Here is an 18,005-nt window from a genome sequence, read left to right as displayed (position 1 = left end):
TTCCGCGCTCACCGTGACCGGCGGCAGGGCGCGGTCGCCCTACCGCCGAGTTCCTTGGCCCGACCAGCCCGCCGAGTGCTGCGCGCGCCATCGCCGAGTACGTCACCGGCGCGCTCGGCATCCGCGCTACCCACGTGTAGGACGCCGCCGTCGTCGGGTTCGCCACCGACCTCACTGCGGCGCAGCTCAGGATCCTTCGTCGGCACCGAGCAGTGGTCGCGATAAGCGAGGACGCCATCGTCGACCAGGCACTCGCCGACGCCCAGCCGGATGCGCACGCATCAACGCAGTGAAGGCCTCCACATGATCGTGGCGTCTTCCACCAGCACCGATGGCCGCGGCTTCGGCTCCAGCAGCGGTCCGTGCGTCGACATCTCCGCGCCCGGTCAGCAGATCTAGTCGACCGTGCCCGGCGGTGACGTCGGCGTCCGGTCCGGTACGTCGATGGCGACGCCGCACGTCGCCGGAGCCTCCGCGCTCTACCTCCAGAGCCACCCGGATGCGACCCCGGCGACCGTCAAGTGGTACCTGGGGAACACAGCGACACAGCGACCCGAATGCGATCACCAGCCCCCGGGCACCGCCAACCGCCTGCTCTAACTGAACGGGCCGTAGCGGGTCGACGAGCCCTTCGTCAGCGGCGATCGCGAGACACTCGAGCGAGCCACCGGGCAGCATCGGCGAGAATGCCGACGATGGTTAACGCCGAGACCCCAGTGGGCCGTGCCGGAGCGGTGGCGCGGCTGGTCGCCGCCGAGCCCGGACTGGTGCTGCTCGGCGGGCTGCCCGGCCTGGGGGTCACGACCGTGCTCGACGACCTGGCTGCCGACCTGGCTGCCGAGCGGGCGTCGATCCTGCGGGGCCGGGCCACGCCGCTGGACCGGGGCCGGCCGCTGGCCACCTTGGCGCCCTGGCTCAACCCGGGCGCACCGGCAGGCGGGCACGGGATCGCCACGACCGCGGCCGCGGTCGCCGAGGCGTGGTCGGGCGCTCGCGCAGTACTCGTCGATGACGTCCACCTCGCCGACGACGACACCCTGCTTGTGTTCCGGGCGGTCGCCGAGCGGCGGTTGTACGACGGACTCCTGGTTCTGGCCTACCACCGAGGCCCGGGTGACGAGCGAGTCCAGCGGACCTTCGCCGCGGCCGACGAGGTGGAGCTGGCGCCGCTGACCGGCGCCGATCCGCGCGCAGGCGGCAACCCGTGGCTACTCGCTCGGCTCGACGACCCGGACCTCGGCGACCAGGTCGCCGCGATGCTGCCCGCTGACGAGGCGGACGTGCTGTGGTGGGCGGCGGCACTAGACGGCGTGGGTACGACGCAGCGGCTGGCAGCCGCGTCCGGGCGGACACCGGAGGCGGTCGCTGCGGCAGTCACCGCTCTGCGGCGGCGCGGCCTGGTCGACCACGGTCGCTCCGGGCTGGCGTTGCGGCACCCGGGCCTGACCGACGCCCTGGCCCATCGCCTCGAACCGGACCAGCGGCCCAGGCTGGTCGAGCTGCTCGAGCGCAGTGGGCTGCCACCCCGGCTGCTGGCGGCGCGGGCGCCGTACACCGCGGTCCGGCTGCTGGACCCGGCTCGGAACCGGGCCGAGTACGCGGCCGCGCTGGTCCACTCCGGACGCGCGGCCGAGGCACTGGTGCACGCCCGGCTGCCCAGCGAGCCGCTGCCGCCGCCACTTGCGCTGGTCGCCGCACAGGCGCATCTCGCGCTCGGGGCGTCTCACGATGCTCGGGCGGCCGCCGGCGCCGCCCTGGCCGCGGACCCGCCGGAGCCGTGGGCGGCCCGGCTCACCGGGGTGACCGCCATCGCCGCGGCCCTGGACGGCGACTTCGAAGCGGGCCAGGAGGCGCTGGCCGCACTCGCGGACACCGACGACCCGCAGGCGGTGACCTATCGCTGCCAGGTGCTGGCAAGCGTGAGCTACCTGGTACGCGACTGGGACGCGGCGCTGGCCCAGCTTGCCGCAGCCGCCGCGCTGGTAGACGAGGCCGCCGACCCGGCCGCAGAGCTGGCCGGGATCGTCCTGAAAGCGAGCTGTCTGGACCCGGCCGAGGCGCTGACGGTACTGGAGTCAGCCCGCCCCCTCGCCGAGCAGGTCGGCGCCGCCGGCCTGGCCTGGTGGCAGTTGGTGCTGGCGCTGATGCTCTACAACGTCGGCCACTGGGACGACGTACTCACCGAGGTGGAGCGGGCCGCGCCGCACGCGGAGGGGATGGGACTGGGCCAGCCGCTGCACGCCCTCGCCGCGTTGGTCGCCGTCCACCGTGGAGACCGCACCCGCAGTCGCGCGAGCGTGGAACGCGCCCGCGAGCTGGCCGGCAGCACCCGAGGGATCGGACTGTTCTACGGCGGGTTCTCGGTGGTCGCCGAAGCCATGAGCGCCGAGCTCGAGGGTCGGTACGACGACGCACTGGTCCTGGTCCGCGGCATTGTCGACGGGGTGGTCGGCGTACACCAGGGCAGCACGGTGGCCGGGGTCGGCCCACGGCTGGTGCGGATCGCGCTGGCGGCCGGCGACCGCGCCGTCGCCGAGGAGATCACCGCTGCGATCGAGGCGGCGGAGGGCGTCGATGGCGCCGGAGCCGAGATGAGCCGGGCGCTGCTCTCCGGCGACCCGGACCAGCTGCTGGCCGTGCAGCGCCGCCTGCTGGACCTGGGCGCGGAGCTGGAGGCCGCCTGGGTCGGTGAGGAGGCGGCCAAGGGCCTTGCCCGCGCGGGCCGGCTGCCGGACGCGCGGGCAACCTTCGAACCGACCGTCGAGGCCTACCGCGGGCTCACCGCGCGCGGCGAGCTCGACCGGGCGCGGGCCAGCCTCCGCGACGAGGGCCTGCGCCTCGGCGTGCGCGGTGCACGGACCCGCCCCGGCCACGGCTGGGACAGCCTGACCGAGACCGAGGCACGCGTCGCCGAGCAGGTCGCCGCAGGCCGCACCAACCCCGAGATCGCCGCCCAGCTGCGGATCTCGCCGCGCACCGTGCAGAGCCACGTGTCGAGCATCCTCGGCAAACTGCGCCTGTCGTCGCGGGTCGAGATCGCCGCCGAGCACGCCCGCCGGGGCTGAGCGCTACGCCGGATGGCGGATGTCTCGGCGGCAACGATGAGGTTTCCTGTGCGGACCTGCGCATCCCCGTCGCAGCCCGCACCACCGAGGGAGCCCCCGTGACCCGCATCTTCTCGGGCCTGGCGATCGTGATGATCTGCCTGGCCACCTGCCTGCAAGCCGCACCAGCCCAGGCACAGGCAGCCGACCGGAACCCGGTCATCTTCGTCCACGGTTACGGCGGTGCGGCGTCCGACGTCTCCGCGATCAAGCCGAACCTGATCGCCGAGGGGTACGCCGACGGCGACATCTACTCCCTCGACTTCGCCAACGACATCCGCAACGAGGATGTCGCGGCCAAGCTGTCCACGCTGGTCGACCAGGTCCGCGCCTCGAGCGGGGCCGCCAAGGTCGACCTGATCGGCTTCTCGATGGGCGGCCTCAGCTCGCGCTACTACCTCAAGAACCTCGGCGGCGACGCCAAGGTCGGCCACTTCGCCAGCATCGCCGGCCCCAACCACGGCACATCGCAGGCCAGCTTCTGCTTCATCATCACCTCCGACCCCGCCTGCCCGCAGATGGCCCCCGGCTCCTCGTTCCTCAACGCGCTCAACTCCGGTGACGAGACGCCCGGCAGCACGGCGTACGCCACCTGGGTCTCGACCTGCGACAACGTGATCAACCCGCCGACCTCGACGCCGCTTGCTGGCGCCGAGAACCACACCACGGCCGGCTGCTTTACCCACATCGAGACCCTTCAGTCGCCCGAGGTCGCCAAGGGCGTCGCCGAGTTCTTCGGCGGCGCCGGCACAACGCCGCCCCCGACCAGCAGCAACCTCGCCCTCAACAAGGCGGCCACCGGCTCCACCGCGTGCGCATCGAGCGAGCGCCCGGCCAAGGCGGTCAACGGCAGCGTGTCCGGTGGCAACAGCGACAAGTTCTGCTCGTCGGGCAACGCCGGCTGGCTGCAGGTCGACCTCGGCGCGACCAAGGAGATCGAGAAGCTCGTCGTGAAGCACGCCCAGTCCGGCGGCGAGCCGGCCCACTACAACACCCGTGCCTTCACGATCGCCGTCTCCGATGACGGCCGCGCCTGGCGCACCGTCACCACGGTCACCGCCAACGCCGAGGGCACCAGCAGCCACCCGGTGACCGTGAGCGGACGCTACGTCCGGCTGAACGTCACCGCCTCGGTCCAGTCCGGCGCTCCATGGCCCGCTACACGGATCTACGAGCTCGAGGTCATCGGCCGCTGAGCAGTCAGCAGTGGTCCGGGCCGGACGGGGGTCGGCGCGGACCACTGCGGCGACGGCGCGGGTAATCGCCCAGTAACTCCCCGTGCGTAGCTTCGGCGCGGCCGGTCCCGATCGATGCTCCCCCCGACGTCGACCCCCGTCGGGACCGGTCACTGACCGAAGGAGAGCACCCCGATGAACCCCCGTAGCCCGCGTAGGGACCGCCGGCGCGCCATCCCGGCCCTGGTGCTGGCGATCCTGGCGCTCGTCGGCGGCGCTGGCGGCATCGCTTCCGGCGCTGTGGCACAGCCGACCGTGGCGACCGAAGCGCCGCGCCGGGCGGCCGTCGACCCGGCGATCCTCGAGGCCGTCGACGCTGCCAAGCCGGCGACCTTCTACGTCGTGCTCCGGGACAAGGCGGACCTCTCCACGACGCGCCGGGGGCACGGCCACGCGGCCCGGGCCCGAGCGACGTACGACGCGCTCCGCGGCCACGCCACCCGCTCGCAGCGTCCGGTCACGGCACTGCTGGACCGCGAGCGGGTCGGCTACCGGTCCTTCTGGCTCACCAACGCTGTCCGGGTGACCACCGCCGACCGGCACCTGGTCGAGACGCTGGCTGCCCGACCCGACGTCGCGGAGCTGGTCCGGGAACGGCGCTACCCGCTCGACCGCGTCGTCGCCGCGTCCGGTTCCGCCCCGAACGCCGGGGCTGGGCCGGTCTCCGGCCTCACCGCGAGCCCGGCCGCAGTCGTCCCCGAGTGGGGGATCACAGACGTCAGGGCCGACGAGGTGTGGGCCCAGTACGGCGATACCGGCGAGGGGATCGTGATCGCCAACATCGACTCCGGTGTGGACTACGACCACCCGTCGCTGGTGGAGAGCTACCGCGGCAACCTCGGCGACGGCGCCTTCGCGCACGACTACAACTTCTTCGACCCGATCGGTCAATGCACCAACGGAGTCCCCTGCGACAACAACGGCCACGGCACCCACACCATGGGCACGATGGCCGGTGCCGACGGCGTCGGCGTCGCGCCGGGCGCCACCTGGATCGCGGCCAAGGGCTGCGAGGCCAGGTCATGTTCCGACGCCTCGCTCCTGGCGGCCGGACAGTGGACCCTGGCGCCGACAGACCGGAACGGACAGAATCCGCGACCCGACCTCGCACCACACATCGTCAACAACTCGTGGGGCGGTGGCGACACCACGTTCTATCAGGACATCGTCGAGGCATGCAACGCCGCCGGGATCTTCGAGGCGTTCGCCGCCGGCAACGACGGCGATGGCGTCACCTGCTCGACGGCGCACGCACCCGGGAGCCAGGCGCCGGCGTACGGCGTGGGTGCGTACGGCGCCGACGGCAAGATCGCCGGTTTCTCCGGGTTCGGGCCGTCGCTCGTCGACGGCTCGATGAAGCCGAACATCGCCGCGCCGGGCGTTGCCGTCCGCTCGGCCTGGCCCGGCACCGGCTACCGGTCCCTCAACGGCACCTCGATGGCGACTCCCCACGTCGCCGGCGCCGTCGCCCTGCTCTGGGCCGAGGCTCCGTCGCTGATCGGTGACATCGCTGGCACGCGGGCCCTGCTCGACCGGACCGCACGCAACGTCGCCGATACTCACTGCGGAGGAACCGCGGACCGCAACAACGTCTGGGGTGAGGGCAAGCTGGACGCCCTCGCGGCCGTCGACGCGGCGCCGCACACAGCCGCCGTGATCTCCGGAACCGTCACGGACCGGGCCACTGGCGCGCCGATTCCCAACGCCTCGGTGACCGCGAGCAGCGCAACCATGCTGCGCTCGGTGAGGACCGGCGCCGAGGGTGCCTATCGACTGACTCTTCCCGCGGGGACCTACACCCTCGACCTCAGCGCGTACGGCTTCGCGGACCTCGCCATGCCGGACTACGAGGTCACCTCGGGCGGCGACGCCGTCAGAGACTTTGGGCTCGACGCCGTGTCCCGCCATGTCGTGACCGGCACCGTCCTCGACGTGAGCGGTGCGCCCCTGGCCGGCGTGGCCGTGCGGATCGCCGACACACCGGTGCCGGCCGTCGCCACCGATGCCACAGGCAGGTTCCGGTTCCCGGCCGTAGCCGAGGGCGACTTCACGCTCGGCGCCGAGCCGGCCGCCCCGGCGCTGTGCAACGGCGACCATTCGGGCCCGCTCGCGGTCGACGGCGACGAGGACCTGACCGTGGCCCTGCCGAACCGGACGGACGTCTGGGGCAACAGCTGTGCGCCCGTCGGCTTCCGGTGGGTCAAGGGCGACACCAGGCTGCCGCTGACCGGCGACGAGGACGCCCACACCCTGGCGCTGCCGTTCCCGGTCGAACTCTACGGCGTCGGGTACACCACCGCGAGCGTCACCACGAACGGTCTGGTGAACTTCCTGCAGCCCCGGCTCGGCGACTACCACAACACGGCGTTGCCCGCACCGGGCCAGCCCAACGGCATCGTGGCCGCCTTCTGGGACGACCTGGTCCTCGACAAGCGCTCCAGCGTGCAGACCGCTCTGACCGGCACCCCAGGAGCGCGGCGGTTCACGATCGCGTGGAACAACGCGGCGCTGGCCGACGCCCCCGCGAGCCGGGTCTCCTTCCAGGTCCTCCTCGACGAGGCCAGCGGCGCGATCACGCTCCAGTTCAAGGACATCGACGACAACCCCCTCGAACGGGGTAGCTCCGCGACCGTCGGACTCGAGGACCAGGGCGGCACCGACGCACTCGAGTACTCCTTCGGCCACCCGGTCCTGGCCGACGGCTCCGCGATCCGATTCGCTCGAAAGGCAGCATGATGAGCACCCACCCCCGAAAGGCCCGCCACCTGCTGGCGATCTCAATCTCCGTGGCCGCAACCGCGGCGCTGGCCGTGACGGTCACCCCTCCGGGCGCCGCGAACGAGGGCGGAGCGATTGTCCTCACCGACCAGCAGGCCGAGGACCTGGCCGAGCGGGTCCGGGTAGACCCCTACGGCGACTCCACCGCCGTGCCTCACAACCCGCAGCAGGCCCCAGACGCTGCAGGCTCGGGCGAGGAGCCCGACGCGGCCGACCCGACAAACCCAACGTCGGCGGAGACCGCGAGCGGATCATGGCGGATCACCCCCCGGTCCTCCCTCGAGGCGGTCCAGGGGATGGCGGCGACGGTTCCCATCGGCGGTGCAGGCGAGGACTACCTGATGGTGCATGCGCTGGGCAGCGTCCAGCGCCGTACCGCGGCGGGCGACACCGTCTGGCGACGCGACAACGAGTCCCTCTACGCGGACTGGCAGGTCACTCCCGTCCGGCCGTGGCAGGCCGAGCCCGCCCCGGCACGCATCCTGATGGGATTCAACGCGGTCAGCCCCTTCACCGCAGCCTCGGACGACGGCTTCACCACCGGCGACCTCACCGGCGACGGCGTCGACGACGTGGTCTTCACCGCCAGCGTCGGGGTACGCTCCTACCGGCCGTTCACGTCACCGGGCTCGAGCCTTCCCAACGGGACCTTCGTCACCGTGCTGGACGGCGCCAGCGGCGCCACCCTCTGGCACAAGCTGTACGCCGCGGCGTACAACGTCGAGCTCGTGGACGGCACCTTGGTGGTGGCCGACTCTCCCTACTACAACCTGAACGCGCCCAGCGGGGCCCGGGCCACACTCACGGGCCTACGGTTCGCCCAGACCGGCGGGAGGCTCACGTCCACGGAAGTCTGGTCCCACGACACCGGCGCCTTCGAAGGCGCGTCCTGGGCCTCGGTGACCCCCGTGGGCGACGGGCTGGTCGCGGCCTCGTGGAACCAGCGCAAGCTGAGCCCGAGCGCGGCGCCGAGTGGTCACACGTTGCTGCTCGACGCCTCCGACGGAACGGTCCGCTGGACCGGCACCGACCGGCTCTACTCTCGGCAGCTGCGCGTCGACGCCGAGCGGGACCGGCTGGTCGCCCTCGAGCAGTCCGACGTCCGCGAGGAGGTCCGCTACGAGATCGCCACGTACTCGCTCGCCGACGGAGAGAGACGGGTCCTCGACCGCCGGGTCAACGCGCTCCCGCTGGCGCTTGAGGTCGCCGACCTTCAGCACGGCAGCGCCCCCGAGTACGCGGTGTCCGAGTCGACCCTGGACGAGAACCTCTACATCAACGCCAACACCGTGCGAGCGCTCGACGGTTCCGATGGCACGTCGCTGTGGTCCCGGACCGTGAAGCGCGATCCCTCCCACAGCCGAGACGGCGGCGGCGCCTGGGGGCTGCAGGTGGTGGACGACAAGCTTGTCGCGTCCTATCTCGACGACCGGGGCACCGGCGCAGCGGGAAACCGGGGCGGTGACAAGTTCGCCAGGCTCGTCACCCTCTCCGGGAGCACCGGGGCGGTCCGCTGGGAGCAGCGCGGCGTCGTCGGCTCCCCCATGTTTGCTCAGCCGTTCCGTCGCCAGGACGGCTGGCGGCTGCGCACCGTCGACGCGAACCAGAACGTGCACACCTACAACCTCGGCAGCGGAAAGGCTCTGGACCTGCTCCCGCTGCAGGGCTCGCTCTCATCCGCGGTCGCGAGCGACGTCGACGGCGACGGCGCCGACGACCTCGTGGTCGCGGGAGAGTCCCGGGGCGTGTTCGCCTATGCCGGTCGCTCCCTGAAGTCAGGGTCTGCTCGGCGGCTGTGGACGTCGGTGGTGCCCGGCCCGGTGCACGCCATCGTCGAAGCGGACACCGACGGTGACGGCGCGGACGAGATCGTGGTGGCGGCCGACAGCGCAACGGTGGTCCTCGACCGGCGCACCGGCAAGGTGCTGACCACCATCGACGCGGCCGGCCGCTTCGCGCGGAGCGTGACCGCCGCAGACCTCGACGGCGACGGCGCGGCCGAGATCGTCGTACCCACCGACGCGGTGCGGGCCTACGACGGCCGCGGGACGCCGCTGTGGGAGTACGCCGCCCCGCCCGCGGCCGGCGACGTCGTCTTCTCCGACGTGTCGGTCAGCCACGGGCGCGTGCACGCGCAGTACACGTCCCGGGACGCGCTGTCGCGAGAGGAAGTCGCCGCGGGCGCGGTAGCCCTGAAGGGTGCCGACGGCAGCCCGCTGTGGTCCCACACCCCCGAGCCCGGCCCCGGCACCGACGGCGAGGTCCACGCGGCGCCGCTGCATGCCGGCACGTTCGCCGCGCCCGGCATCCCCTACGCCGACGGCCACGCAGTCGTCCACACGTGGTTCACCCGCGACGCCGAGCGCGGCCTGCTCGTGACCGTCGTACAGATCCGCGACGGCCGTACCGGCGAGCTACAGCACGAGGCGCTCGCCGGCGGCCCCTGGACGCTGGGCAACTGGTTCACCGGACCGGAGGGCCTGGTCATGGCGGGCACCGCGTCACTGCGCACGTTCGCCGCGAACGGTGTGGACCACCGCATGTTCACGCTGTCCCCGATCCAGACTGCGGCGTACGCGACCGGCCCGGACAGAAGTCGGATCCTGGTCGGCGGTGCGTCCGGTGCCGTCATCTCCTACTCGCCGGCCGTGCTGACCGCAGGCGTCAACTACCCGCCCTCGGTGGCCAGCCTTCCGGGCATGGCCGCTCGCGAGATCCTCGTTGCGGACTTCGACGCCGACGGGATCGACGAGGTCGTCTCGATGGACTTCGACGACGAAGGCGCCGACCGCACCGCAGCGCTCGTCGGCGGCGGCTACTGGAGCCCCGCGGACGGCATCCGGAGACTGGTGACCGCCACGCTGGACGCCGGCTGAGGAAGTGTCAGGCGTCGAGCTTCATCAGGCGGTTCAGCCGGCGCGCGCCGGGCTCACCTATCCAGCGCGGTTGTAGGTGCGGTCAGCGTCAAGGCGCTCCTGGAAGTGGGTCAGCATGTCTCGGGCCTGCTTGAACCGGGCGTCTTCGAAGCGTCGCCGGCCGCCGGGCAGTGAGTAGGCGACCGCGCGCTGGGTCGCGTTCCAGGCCGCGGAGCCAACCAAGGGGACTGCAGCGAGCCAGTTCCGGCGGTCGTAGGCGAGGGCATGAGCGCCGGCCCGGCCGATGCCGACATTCATGATGAGGCTCATCATGTCCATGTCGAGGCGCAGCCGGATCCGACCGACGACTGTGCGTACGTCGTATCCGCAGGTCTCGGCGTAGGCGTCCATGAGCGCCTTCGACAGCATCCGGCCGTCGTGGATTGTCTGGTCGTCGATCGTCACCTCCTGGGGGATGGCGATGGCGGTCAGGCGGAATGCGTCGTGCTCGTCGGTGATGGTCAGGTTCGCGTTGACGCCCACGAGGTAGGAGATGTAGCGCCAGAGGTGGAAGATCGCTTCGCGGTCCTTCCTTGTCATGAAGTGCCCCATGGCCGTGCCGAGCCACATGGCCGCGAAGCTGAAGAGGATGGGGGTGGCGATGTAGGTGGACTGGTTGATCGGCACTTGGGACTCGGGCCAGTCCTTGCGGTTCGCGATGCCAGACCGCATGAAGGCATGGGTCATGCGGACCCTAAGAGCGGCCTGGTATCCGCTGCGGCCCGGATACAGGCTGCCGGGCGCGGTCACGTCGTGGGTCCAGCCCAAGGTCTCGACCGAGCGCTTGGCCGCCTTTTCCACGAACTCGCCGGTGCGCAGGACCACGTCGTTGGCGTCCTGGGCCAGGTAGCTGCCGGACATGGCCATGACGAACATCCGCGCCGCATCGGGCCCCATGCTGAGGTAGGCCCGGCTGCCTCGCTCGAGCTTGGCGGGATCTACCCAGAACGGCACGGTTTCGGTCTCGCGGAACAGATCCACCAACTCCTGCGGGGCATCCGGCACGGCGTCGATGCCTTCGCGCAGCGCGAGATCGAACTTCTGCCGCAGGTCCGCGCCGCCACCGTTCTTGATCCGCGCGACGAGCGCATCGGCGAGCGGGTCACCGGCCTGCTTCCACTGCTTGAACGACTCACGCTGCGCATCGGTAGGACGAATGTCGCCCGAGCCGAGGAGCTTGCCGGCCAGCCTGATGACCCAGTGGTCGACCAGAGGGTGGTGTCCGGTTTGGTCGACCAGGTAGCTCTCAGCGGCACCGTCGACGACAGAGACAGGCGGGTGGTCAACGGCGGAACTGGGGGGGACGGACGACAGTGTCGCGTGAGCCATGGATTCGCTCCTCGTGAGTGGCACTTTCGCCGTTCATCCGAACGGCTAGCCTCTGCTAGGTTAGCCGTTCAAGCGAACGGCCAGCAAGGAGATGGGGAGCTCATGTGAGTGGGGTCACTCGAGATGCGCGGCGCCAGGCCACACGGCAGGCGATCGTCGCAGCGACGGCCGAATGCTTGGCGTCCGTCGGGTACTCCTCGGTCCGCACCCGGCAGATCGCCCAGGCTGCGGGCGTCGCCCAAGGCACGGTGACGCACCACTTCATGAGTCGCGACGAGCTGATGGCCGAGGCCGTGTCGTACCTCATCAAGCGCGAGGTCGCACGCATCAGGGCGGAGTTCGCCGGTCCCCGAACCGAGACGTTCACCATCGAGGACGCACTCGACGTCCTTTGGGCGGCCGCAACGTCACCCGACGGACTCGCGATCTCACACATCTGGCACGCCGCTTGGACCGACCCGAGGATCGCGCCAGTGGTCCGCAGCCTCGAGGACGAAGTCTTCTCGGCCGTCGTAGACACGCTCTCGGTTGCGCTCGGAAGCGATGGCTCGCTGTCTCGTGAGGACGAGATAGCGATCGATGTGGTCCTGTCGACCGTACGCGGCCTGGTCCAATCTATTCCGGCTCGTGGGCTAGCGTCCGTCAACGCCCGGTGGGCAGCGGCCAAGCCGAAGCTCCTGACGTTGGCGGCGGCGCCGCAGCCGAGGCGGAGTTGAGTCTTCGACGGCTCGCACACCGACCAGACTCCTCGCGGGTGTGCAAGTGACCGTTCGCGCCGCCTTGTGCGCAGCCATGCCGCGGTAACTGCCGGGTAACGGCGCCGACTTACGCTCACCGAAATGGCACCAGCAGGGAGCTGAGCAGCGCATGACTGAACACCTAAGGACGACTGCGGTCGTCATCGACGCGGGCGAGGAGCCGTGGTCTCGCGTCGAGCCACTACTCGCTCGCCGGGTCGCGGAAGTGAATGGTGACGGAGTCATCGAAGTGCTCACCGCTGACGAGGGCGTCCGGGCCGCGTTGCCCCGCTGGTGCGCGCGGCTCGGGATCTCTGTCGAACACTCCGGCGAGCCTGGCGGTGTCACCCGGTTCCGGCTGCTGACCGTCCCCACCCGTTCACTGGAGGAACTGTGAAGACCACCGCACGAGTGACCCTGGTCGCCGTGACCGCTGCTGCGCTCGCAACGAGCAGCCTGCGGGCAAGCGCGGAGCCGAACGCCCCCGCGTCCGCGCCACAGGGTGCAGGCGCCGCCGACAACGTCAGCACGGTGACCCTCCTGACTGGCGACCGAGTGACCGTGACCAAGCCTTTCCGGGGTGAGCCGACTTACGTCGTCGCACCCGCGCCCGGCGCGGACCGGGACGGCGTGACGTTCGAGGTCAGCAGCGTCGACGGGGCGACGTACATCATGCCCTCCGACGTGGCGGCCCTGACCGGGGCCGATGGCGTGCTTGATACGGAGCTGTTCAACGTCACCAGGCTGATCGCGGAGGGCTTCGACGACCGCCACGCCGACAGCCTTCCGCTCATCGTGCAGCGTGCCGATGGCAAGGAACCGACCGCAATCGACGGGCTGTCGTCCGAGGAGCCTGTCGATGTGCTCCGCGCGCACAGCGGCGAGCTCGACAAGGACGCCACGGCCGTCCTCGGCGAGGAGCTCGGCGACGCAGGGACGGTCCCGGTGACGCCACGGGACCGCGGCGAGGTGTCCGAGGGCACCGTCGTACCGGATACCCAGCTCGACTCCCGGGCCGGAGACCTGGCCGGTGTGAGCCGGATCTGGCTCAACGGCTCCACCAAGGCCGCCGCCTGGGACGCCAACCTCACCCAGGTCGGCGCGCCGACCGCATGGGACGGAGGCGTGACCGGGGTCGGCGTCAAGGTCGCCGTACTCGACACCGGCATCGACTCCGACCATCCCGACCTGGTCGGCCAGGTCGCGGCAACCGCCAACTTCAGCAGGTCGCCGTCCATGACCGATGTGAAGGGGCACGGCACCCACGTCGCGGGGACCATCGCAGGCACCGGAGCACTCGCGCCGGGTGTCCGCCGTGGCGTCGCGCCAGGCGCGACACTGCTTATCGGCAAGGTGCTCGGCGACGACGGCTTCGGCGATCTCGCGGCTTCGGTACGCGGCATGGAGTGGGCGGTCGAGAACGGCGCCCGCGTGGTCAACATGTCGCTCGGCTCGGCGCCGACCGACGGCACAGACCCGGTCAGCCTGGCTCTCAACGAGCTCAGTGCGTCGTCCGGCGCGCTGTTCGTGGTCGCGGCCGGCAACACCGGCCCGGGCGCCAACACGGTCTCTGCCCCGTCGACCGCGGACGCTGCGTTGTCGGTCGCGGCGGTCGATGCCACCGGGACGGTCGCGGGGTTCTCCAGCCGCGGCCCGCGGATCGGAGACGACGGTTTCAAGCCGGAGATCGCCGCGCCGGGCGTCTCGATCACCGCCCCGCGCTCGTCCGATATGCCCGGGGCGCCGGGCGACTACGCGACGTTCAGCGGCACCTCGATGGCGACGCCACATGTCGCCGGTGTCGCGGCGATGCTTGCCCAGGAGCACCCGAACTGGACCGGACAGCAGATCAAGTCGGCCCTGATGGCCACCGCCGCTCCCGCCGCGGGTGGCCCGGCGGCAGTCGGCGCGGGCCAGGTGTTCGCCCCCGACGCGCTGGCCACCGCCGTCGTACCCAGCACCGGGAACGTCCACGTCAACCTTGGTGACGACGACACGGCGGTGACGCGCGAGGTGGCCTACACCAACACCGGTACGGCGGACACGACCGTCCGGCTCGGCGTGTCCGGCAACCCGTCCACGACGCTGACCGTCACGCCCGTGGAACTGGCCCTGGCCCCGGGCGAGACCGGCACCGTGAGCGTGACCGTGGACGGCACCGCAGTCGACCCCGCCGCTCCCTTCTCCGGCGCCGTCATCGCCACGCCCGGCCAGGGTCCGGTGCTGCGCACGCCCGTGACGGCGACCCGTGCCCGCTGGGTGACGGCGACCGCGCTGACCACGACTGGGGCCCCTGCCCCGGGCACGTTCGTGACGGTGCTGAACCACGACGACGGCACGTTCGCGAGCGGGCGCACCGATGCACAGGGAAGGCTGCGGATCGCCGTCCACCCGGGTCGGCTGGCGGTCACCGGGACCATCCAGGAGCCTGCGGAGAACGGCTCCATCTCCAGCCTGGTCACGACCGACGTCCCCGCCGGCGAGACCGAGGCACGCCTCGACGCGGCGGCCACGGTGCCGGCCGGCGCCGAGGTGCCCTTGAACACGCGCGAGGAGATGGCGCTGATCCTGCTGATGCGGATCAACGACACCACCCGGACCGCGACGAGCAACGGCCTGATCGCTGGAGGCGCCTACGGGCAGATCCAGCCCGGCCGGCTCCGGATCAGCCCGACGCCGGACTCGCCGACCGGGTCCGTACGACTCGACGAGCACTGGATCCTCGCCAATGCCGACAGCGACAACCGAGTCGGTGACGCGACCACGCTCTACGACCTGGTGTTCGACCGGCGCACCGTCCCGGCCGACCCCGTCCACCGGCTCGACGCGGGAGACGTGAAGCGGTTGGCCCGCGTGGACGCAGACCTGCATGCCCCGGCCCAGGAGCATCGCGGCCAGTTCGCGACGACCGCGATCGGCGAGCAGATCATCGGCCTCAACGTCACCACGCCGTCATACGTCCAGCTGCCGCGCGCGCAAAAGCGGTTCGTCACCGCCGACGGTGTGCTGTGGACCCAGCTGGCGTTCGCCAACTTCACGGTGGCGCGCGGCTCGCTCTCGATGGATCTGCGGCCGATCCGCCGTGAGTATGCCGCCGGCGGCCGCTACACCGAGAGCTTCTGGGGCGGCCCACTCGGCGCCGCCGCGGCTGCGGGGATCACCAGGCGAGGCACGGCGACGACCTTGACCGCGGCGTTCGAGGACATGGTGGACTCTGCTGGCCAGATCGGCCGGTACGCCGAGTTCACCTTCCCGCAACGCGGCTCCAGCCGTACGACGATCTACCGCGACGGCGTCGCGCTCAGCGGTCGGACCAACGTGCTGGTCGATGGCGCACCCGCCCGCTACCGGCTGGAGCGGACGTATGACGGGCAGGACGTCTTCCCGCTCGGCGGCCAGGTGACGACGGCCTGGGGGACCGAGCCGGTCGGTGCCGCCGCCGGCGACGGCACGGTCGGGCTGCCGCTGGCCCAGTTGCTCTGGAACGGGATCGACCTGGACCTGGCTAACAGGGCTAGCGCCGGAGTCGAGACGGCGGTGGAGGTCAGGGCGACCAGCTCGGCGCTCAACCCGGCCGATCGCACCTTCGCGGCGGCCACGGCGTCCTGGACCACCGACGGCGGCGCCTCGTGGACGCCGGTCGGGGCGCACGCCAGGGGCGCCGGTGTGTTCCGGTTCAGCGTGCCGGGGGAAGCCCTCACCTCCGGAGCATGGGTCGGCCTACGGTTCGAGACCGCCGACGCGGCTGGCAACACCGTGCGTCAGACGCTGCTGCGAGCGATCCCAGTCGCCTAACGGCACGCTCTGGTCGCGGGCGCCAGACCTCGCCGTGCCGACGTGCAGGTGGGTGAGATCTACGGCGAGCCACTCATCTTCTAGGAGGAGGGATGGCACGCCGACGGGCGAGGCTATGTGGTGAATGGGGTGCTCAGGAGCGAGCGAGGCGAGAAGGTGCCGTCGGCAGGGCTCCCCGATGCCAAGTTGAACGACCTGGAAGCCGTCGCCGGTGCGGTCAAGGCAGCTGTCGAGAGAGGCCAGCCGTGAACTCAAGTCTTCGGCTGTGGAAGTCGCGCAGTGTTGACGATACTTCGTATTTCGTCAACATCATCCGCCTGTGACCCGACCGTCATTGACGCTTTTACGTAAAGCGTAAACACTGGATGCATGACCGCTACACCCCGGCTCTCCACCCTGCCCGATGCCACGGCTCAACCAGACGAGACGGCGGATGAACGTCGCCAGCGGCTGATCGGTCCAGGCAGCGCCTGGTACGACACGCTGGCACTGCCACCGTTGTACTTCGTCGGGTCGATCCCCTACCTGATCATGCCGACGCTGCACCCGAAGATCGCGCACGTGTTGAGCGAGCACGAGACGGCGTTCTCCGCCGATCCGATGACCGCAGAGATCGGGATCCGGCGGATGGTCTCCACATACGAGATGGTCGCCGGCATCGTCTACGCAGGACCGGAGAGCGAGGAAGTGGCTCACGGCCTGTACGAGTTGCATCGGCCCTTCTCCGGCGACTTCCCCGAGGACCTCGAGGGCGGCAAGCGCTACCACGCGTGGAACGCCGACATGTGGTCGTGGACCTGGGGTTCGATCGTGAAGGCCGGTTTCGATCTGTATCGCGAGCTGTATGGGAACCGGGTGCCGAAGGGCTGGACCATTGAGGCGTACCTGGAGGAGGCGTACCAGGGTGGAGTCGAGCTCGGGAAGACGTTCGGCGTGGCACCTGCCCCCGACGTACCCCGAGTTCGAGGCCTATTGGGACACCGTGGTCACCACGGTGCTCACCGACAACCCGCAGGCGCGGCAGATCGTGGAGATGGCCCTTCACCCGCCGAAGTTCGCCCGGCTGCAGTGGGTGCCCGACCCGATCTGGACCTTCCTCACGCTCCCGGTCACCCAGTTGATCCGGGCCGGGATCATGATGGGAGTGCCCGACTCCACCTACCCGCTCCTCGGGTTCGAACCGACCCGGCTGGACAAGGTCCAACTGGTGGCCCACAAGGCATTGTGGCGATCGATCCCCCGGCCGCTGGCCAAGCGGTTCGCGCCGACGTACTTCGCCCTGCGTCGCAAGTACGGCACCCCGCTGTGGCGCACCGAGTTCTCCAGGGACACCCTCGCCGCGAACCGCGCAACCTGCCCGCATGCTCCAGTCGCGTCCTAAGGGTGGGGCCTCTGGCATGCTCCCTCGCAGAGGAGGGAGCATGCCCACACCACAGGAGTACCGCGAGCTGATCCTGGACGCAGCCGTCGAATGCCTGACCGAACGCCCGGTCGGAGCGCGGTTCATCGTGCACATCGCGCAGAAGGCAGGCGTGTCCAAGCCGACGGTGTACAAGTACGGCGGCGACCAGCAGCAGATCCTCCACGCGGTGTTGGCGCGCGAGGTCGACCGCTACCTCCAGGCCCTGCGTCCGGAGTTCGCCCACCGGCTCCCCCTGGCCGAGCACTTCACCACCCTGGTCGTGTTCTCGGTCGGCTACCTACGTCACCACCGCCTCCTCCAGGCAATGCTGACCAACGACCCAGGCACGGTCACCAAAGCACTGACCATCGACCTGGAACCGCTCTTGAAGGCGGGACTGCCCGCCTCGGTCCCGCTGTTGCGCAAGGCGCTGGGCACCGACCCGAATCAGCGCATCCCGACCGAGACAGTGATGGAGTGGGGAATCCGACTCAGCCTGTCCATGGCCCTCACCGCAAGCCCGCTGGTCGACCTCGAAGACCCAGACGCCGTGCGCGCGCACGTTCATGGGCTCTTCACGATCGGCGCAACGTCCACCAGTTCGGCCCGGTGACGTTCGCCGCTGAGCCCCCGACGTCCGCCGGGTCCGTATGCACCGACGCCAGAATCCGCGACCATCCGGCGAGGGCTGCCGACGCTGGAACTTGCGA

The 18,005-nt window shown here is 70.8% G+C and carries 11 protein-coding genes and 1 pseudogene; 10 read left to right on the top strand and 2 right to left on the bottom strand.

Going from position 1 to position 18,005, the window contains the following annotated elements; all coding sequences use genetic code 11:
* Nucleotides 1–8: 8 nt before the first annotated feature.
* Nucleotides 9–278, bottom strand: a complete 270-nt coding sequence (locus DDV73_RS28065; RefSeq protein WP_154402834.1) for a hypothetical protein — start codon at nt 276–278, stop codon at nt 9–11.
* A 127-nt stretch (nt 279–405) separates the two neighbouring features.
* Here DDV73_RS28065 and DDV73_RS29540 point away from each other — a divergent pair, with 127 nt between their 5' ends.
* From DDV73_RS29540 to DDV73_RS20605, 5 genes are all read left to right on the top strand, one after another.
* Complete coding sequence (locus DDV73_RS29540) at nt 406–600, top strand: S8 family serine peptidase (RefSeq protein ID WP_276310140.1); 195 nt, start codon at nt 406–408, stop codon at nt 598–600.
* A gap of 86 nt (nt 601–686) precedes the next feature.
* Nucleotides 687–3,065, top strand: coding sequence for a helix-turn-helix transcriptional regulator (locus DDV73_RS20620; protein WP_154402833.1), 2,379 nt, complete (start codon nt 687–689; stop codon nt 3,063–3,065).
* 98 nt (nt 3,066–3,163) lie between these two features.
* A complete protein-coding gene (locus DDV73_RS20615) occupies nt 3,164–4,300 on the top strand; it encodes a discoidin domain-containing protein (RefSeq protein ID WP_109509141.1) in 1,137 nt (378 codons plus the stop codon).
* A 174-nt stretch (nt 4,301–4,474) separates the two neighbouring features.
* Nucleotides 4,475–7,075: a S8 family serine peptidase gene (locus tag DDV73_RS20610; RefSeq protein ID WP_109509140.1), complete on the top strand. Its 2,601-nt coding sequence runs from the start codon at nt 4,475–4,477 to the stop codon at nt 7,073–7,075.
* On the top strand, nt 7,075–9,993 hold the full coding sequence (locus DDV73_RS20605; RefSeq protein ID WP_109509139.1) for an FG-GAP-like repeat-containing protein: 2,919 nt from the start codon (nt 7,075–7,077) through the stop codon (nt 9,991–9,993). The genes DDV73_RS20610 and DDV73_RS20605 overlap by 1 nt, the downstream gene beginning before the upstream one ends.
* A gap of 57 nt (nt 9,994–10,050) precedes the next feature.
* Here DDV73_RS20605 and DDV73_RS20600 read toward each other — a convergent pair whose 3' ends face one another.
* Nucleotides 10,051–11,361, bottom strand: a complete 1,311-nt coding sequence (locus tag DDV73_RS20600) for an oxygenase MpaB family protein (RefSeq protein ID WP_109509138.1) — start codon at nt 11,359–11,361, stop codon at nt 10,051–10,053.
* Nucleotides 11,362–11,465: 104 nt separating this feature from the next.
* Between DDV73_RS20600 and DDV73_RS20595 the strand changes: the two genes are divergently transcribed.
* From DDV73_RS20595 to DDV73_RS20570, 5 genes and pseudogenes are all read left to right on the top strand, one after another.
* Nucleotides 11,466–12,077 carry a TetR/AcrR family transcriptional regulator gene (locus tag DDV73_RS20595; RefSeq protein ID WP_109509137.1) on the top strand — a complete coding sequence of 204 codons (612 nt, stop codon included), beginning with the start codon at nt 11,466–11,468 and terminating at the stop codon, nt 12,075–12,077.
* A 151-nt stretch (nt 12,078–12,228) separates the two neighbouring features.
* Complete coding sequence (locus tag DDV73_RS20590) at nt 12,229–12,495, top strand: sulfurtransferase TusA family protein (protein ID WP_109509136.1); 267 nt, start codon at nt 12,229–12,231, stop codon at nt 12,493–12,495.
* Nucleotides 12,492–15,893 (top strand): S8 family peptidase, encoded by a 3,402-nt coding sequence (locus DDV73_RS20585; protein ID WP_109509135.1) that lies wholly within the window; start codon nt 12,492–12,494, stop codon nt 15,891–15,893. Before DDV73_RS20590 ends, DDV73_RS20585 begins: the two co-directional genes overlap by 4 nt.
* 369 nt (nt 15,894–16,262) lie before the next feature.
* A pseudogene (locus tag DDV73_RS29775) lies at nt 16,263–17,274 on the top strand (oxygenase MpaB family protein).
* A gap of 40 nt (nt 17,275–17,314) precedes the next feature.
* The gene (locus DDV73_RS20570) at nt 17,315–17,908 is read left to right on the top strand and encodes a TetR/AcrR family transcriptional regulator (RefSeq protein ID WP_161962482.1); all 594 of its coding nucleotides are present in this window, start codon (nt 17,315–17,317) and stop codon (nt 17,906–17,908) included.
* Nucleotides 17,909–18,005: the final 97 nt, after the last annotated feature.

The sequence above is a fragment of the Nocardioides speluncae genome, assembly GCF_003121585.1.
In the GTDB taxonomy this organism is placed as follows: Bacteria; Actinomycetota; Actinomycetes; order Propionibacteriales; family Nocardioidaceae; genus Nocardioides; species Nocardioides speluncae.
Note: the sequence above shows the minus strand (reverse complement) of the source record. Positions and strands in the feature narration are given on the sequence as shown.

Bases quoted from the DNA above. Each gene is read 5' to 3' on its own strand.
- DDV73_RS20590 (WP_109509136.1), top strand. From the start codon at position 12,229: ATGACTGAACACCTAAGGACGACTGCGGTCGTCATCGACGCGGGCGAG.
- DDV73_RS20570 (WP_161962482.1), top strand. From the start codon at position 17,315: ATGCCCACACCACAGGAGTACCGCGAGCTGATCCTGGACGCAGCCGTC.
- DDV73_RS20610 (WP_109509140.1), top strand. From the start codon at position 4,475: ATGAACCCCCGTAGCCCGCGTAGGGACCGCCGGCGCGCCATCCCGGCC.
- DDV73_RS20605 (WP_109509139.1), top strand. From the start codon at position 7,075: ATGAGCACCCACCCCCGAAAGGCCCGCCACCTGCTGGCGATCTCAATC.
- DDV73_RS20600 (WP_109509138.1), bottom strand. From the start codon at position 11,361: ATGGCTCACGCGACACTGTCGTCCGTCCCCCCCAGTTCCGCCGTTGAC.
- DDV73_RS20620 (WP_154402833.1), top strand. From the start codon at position 687: ATGCCGACGATGGTTAACGCCGAGACCCCAGTGGGCCGTGCCGGAGCG.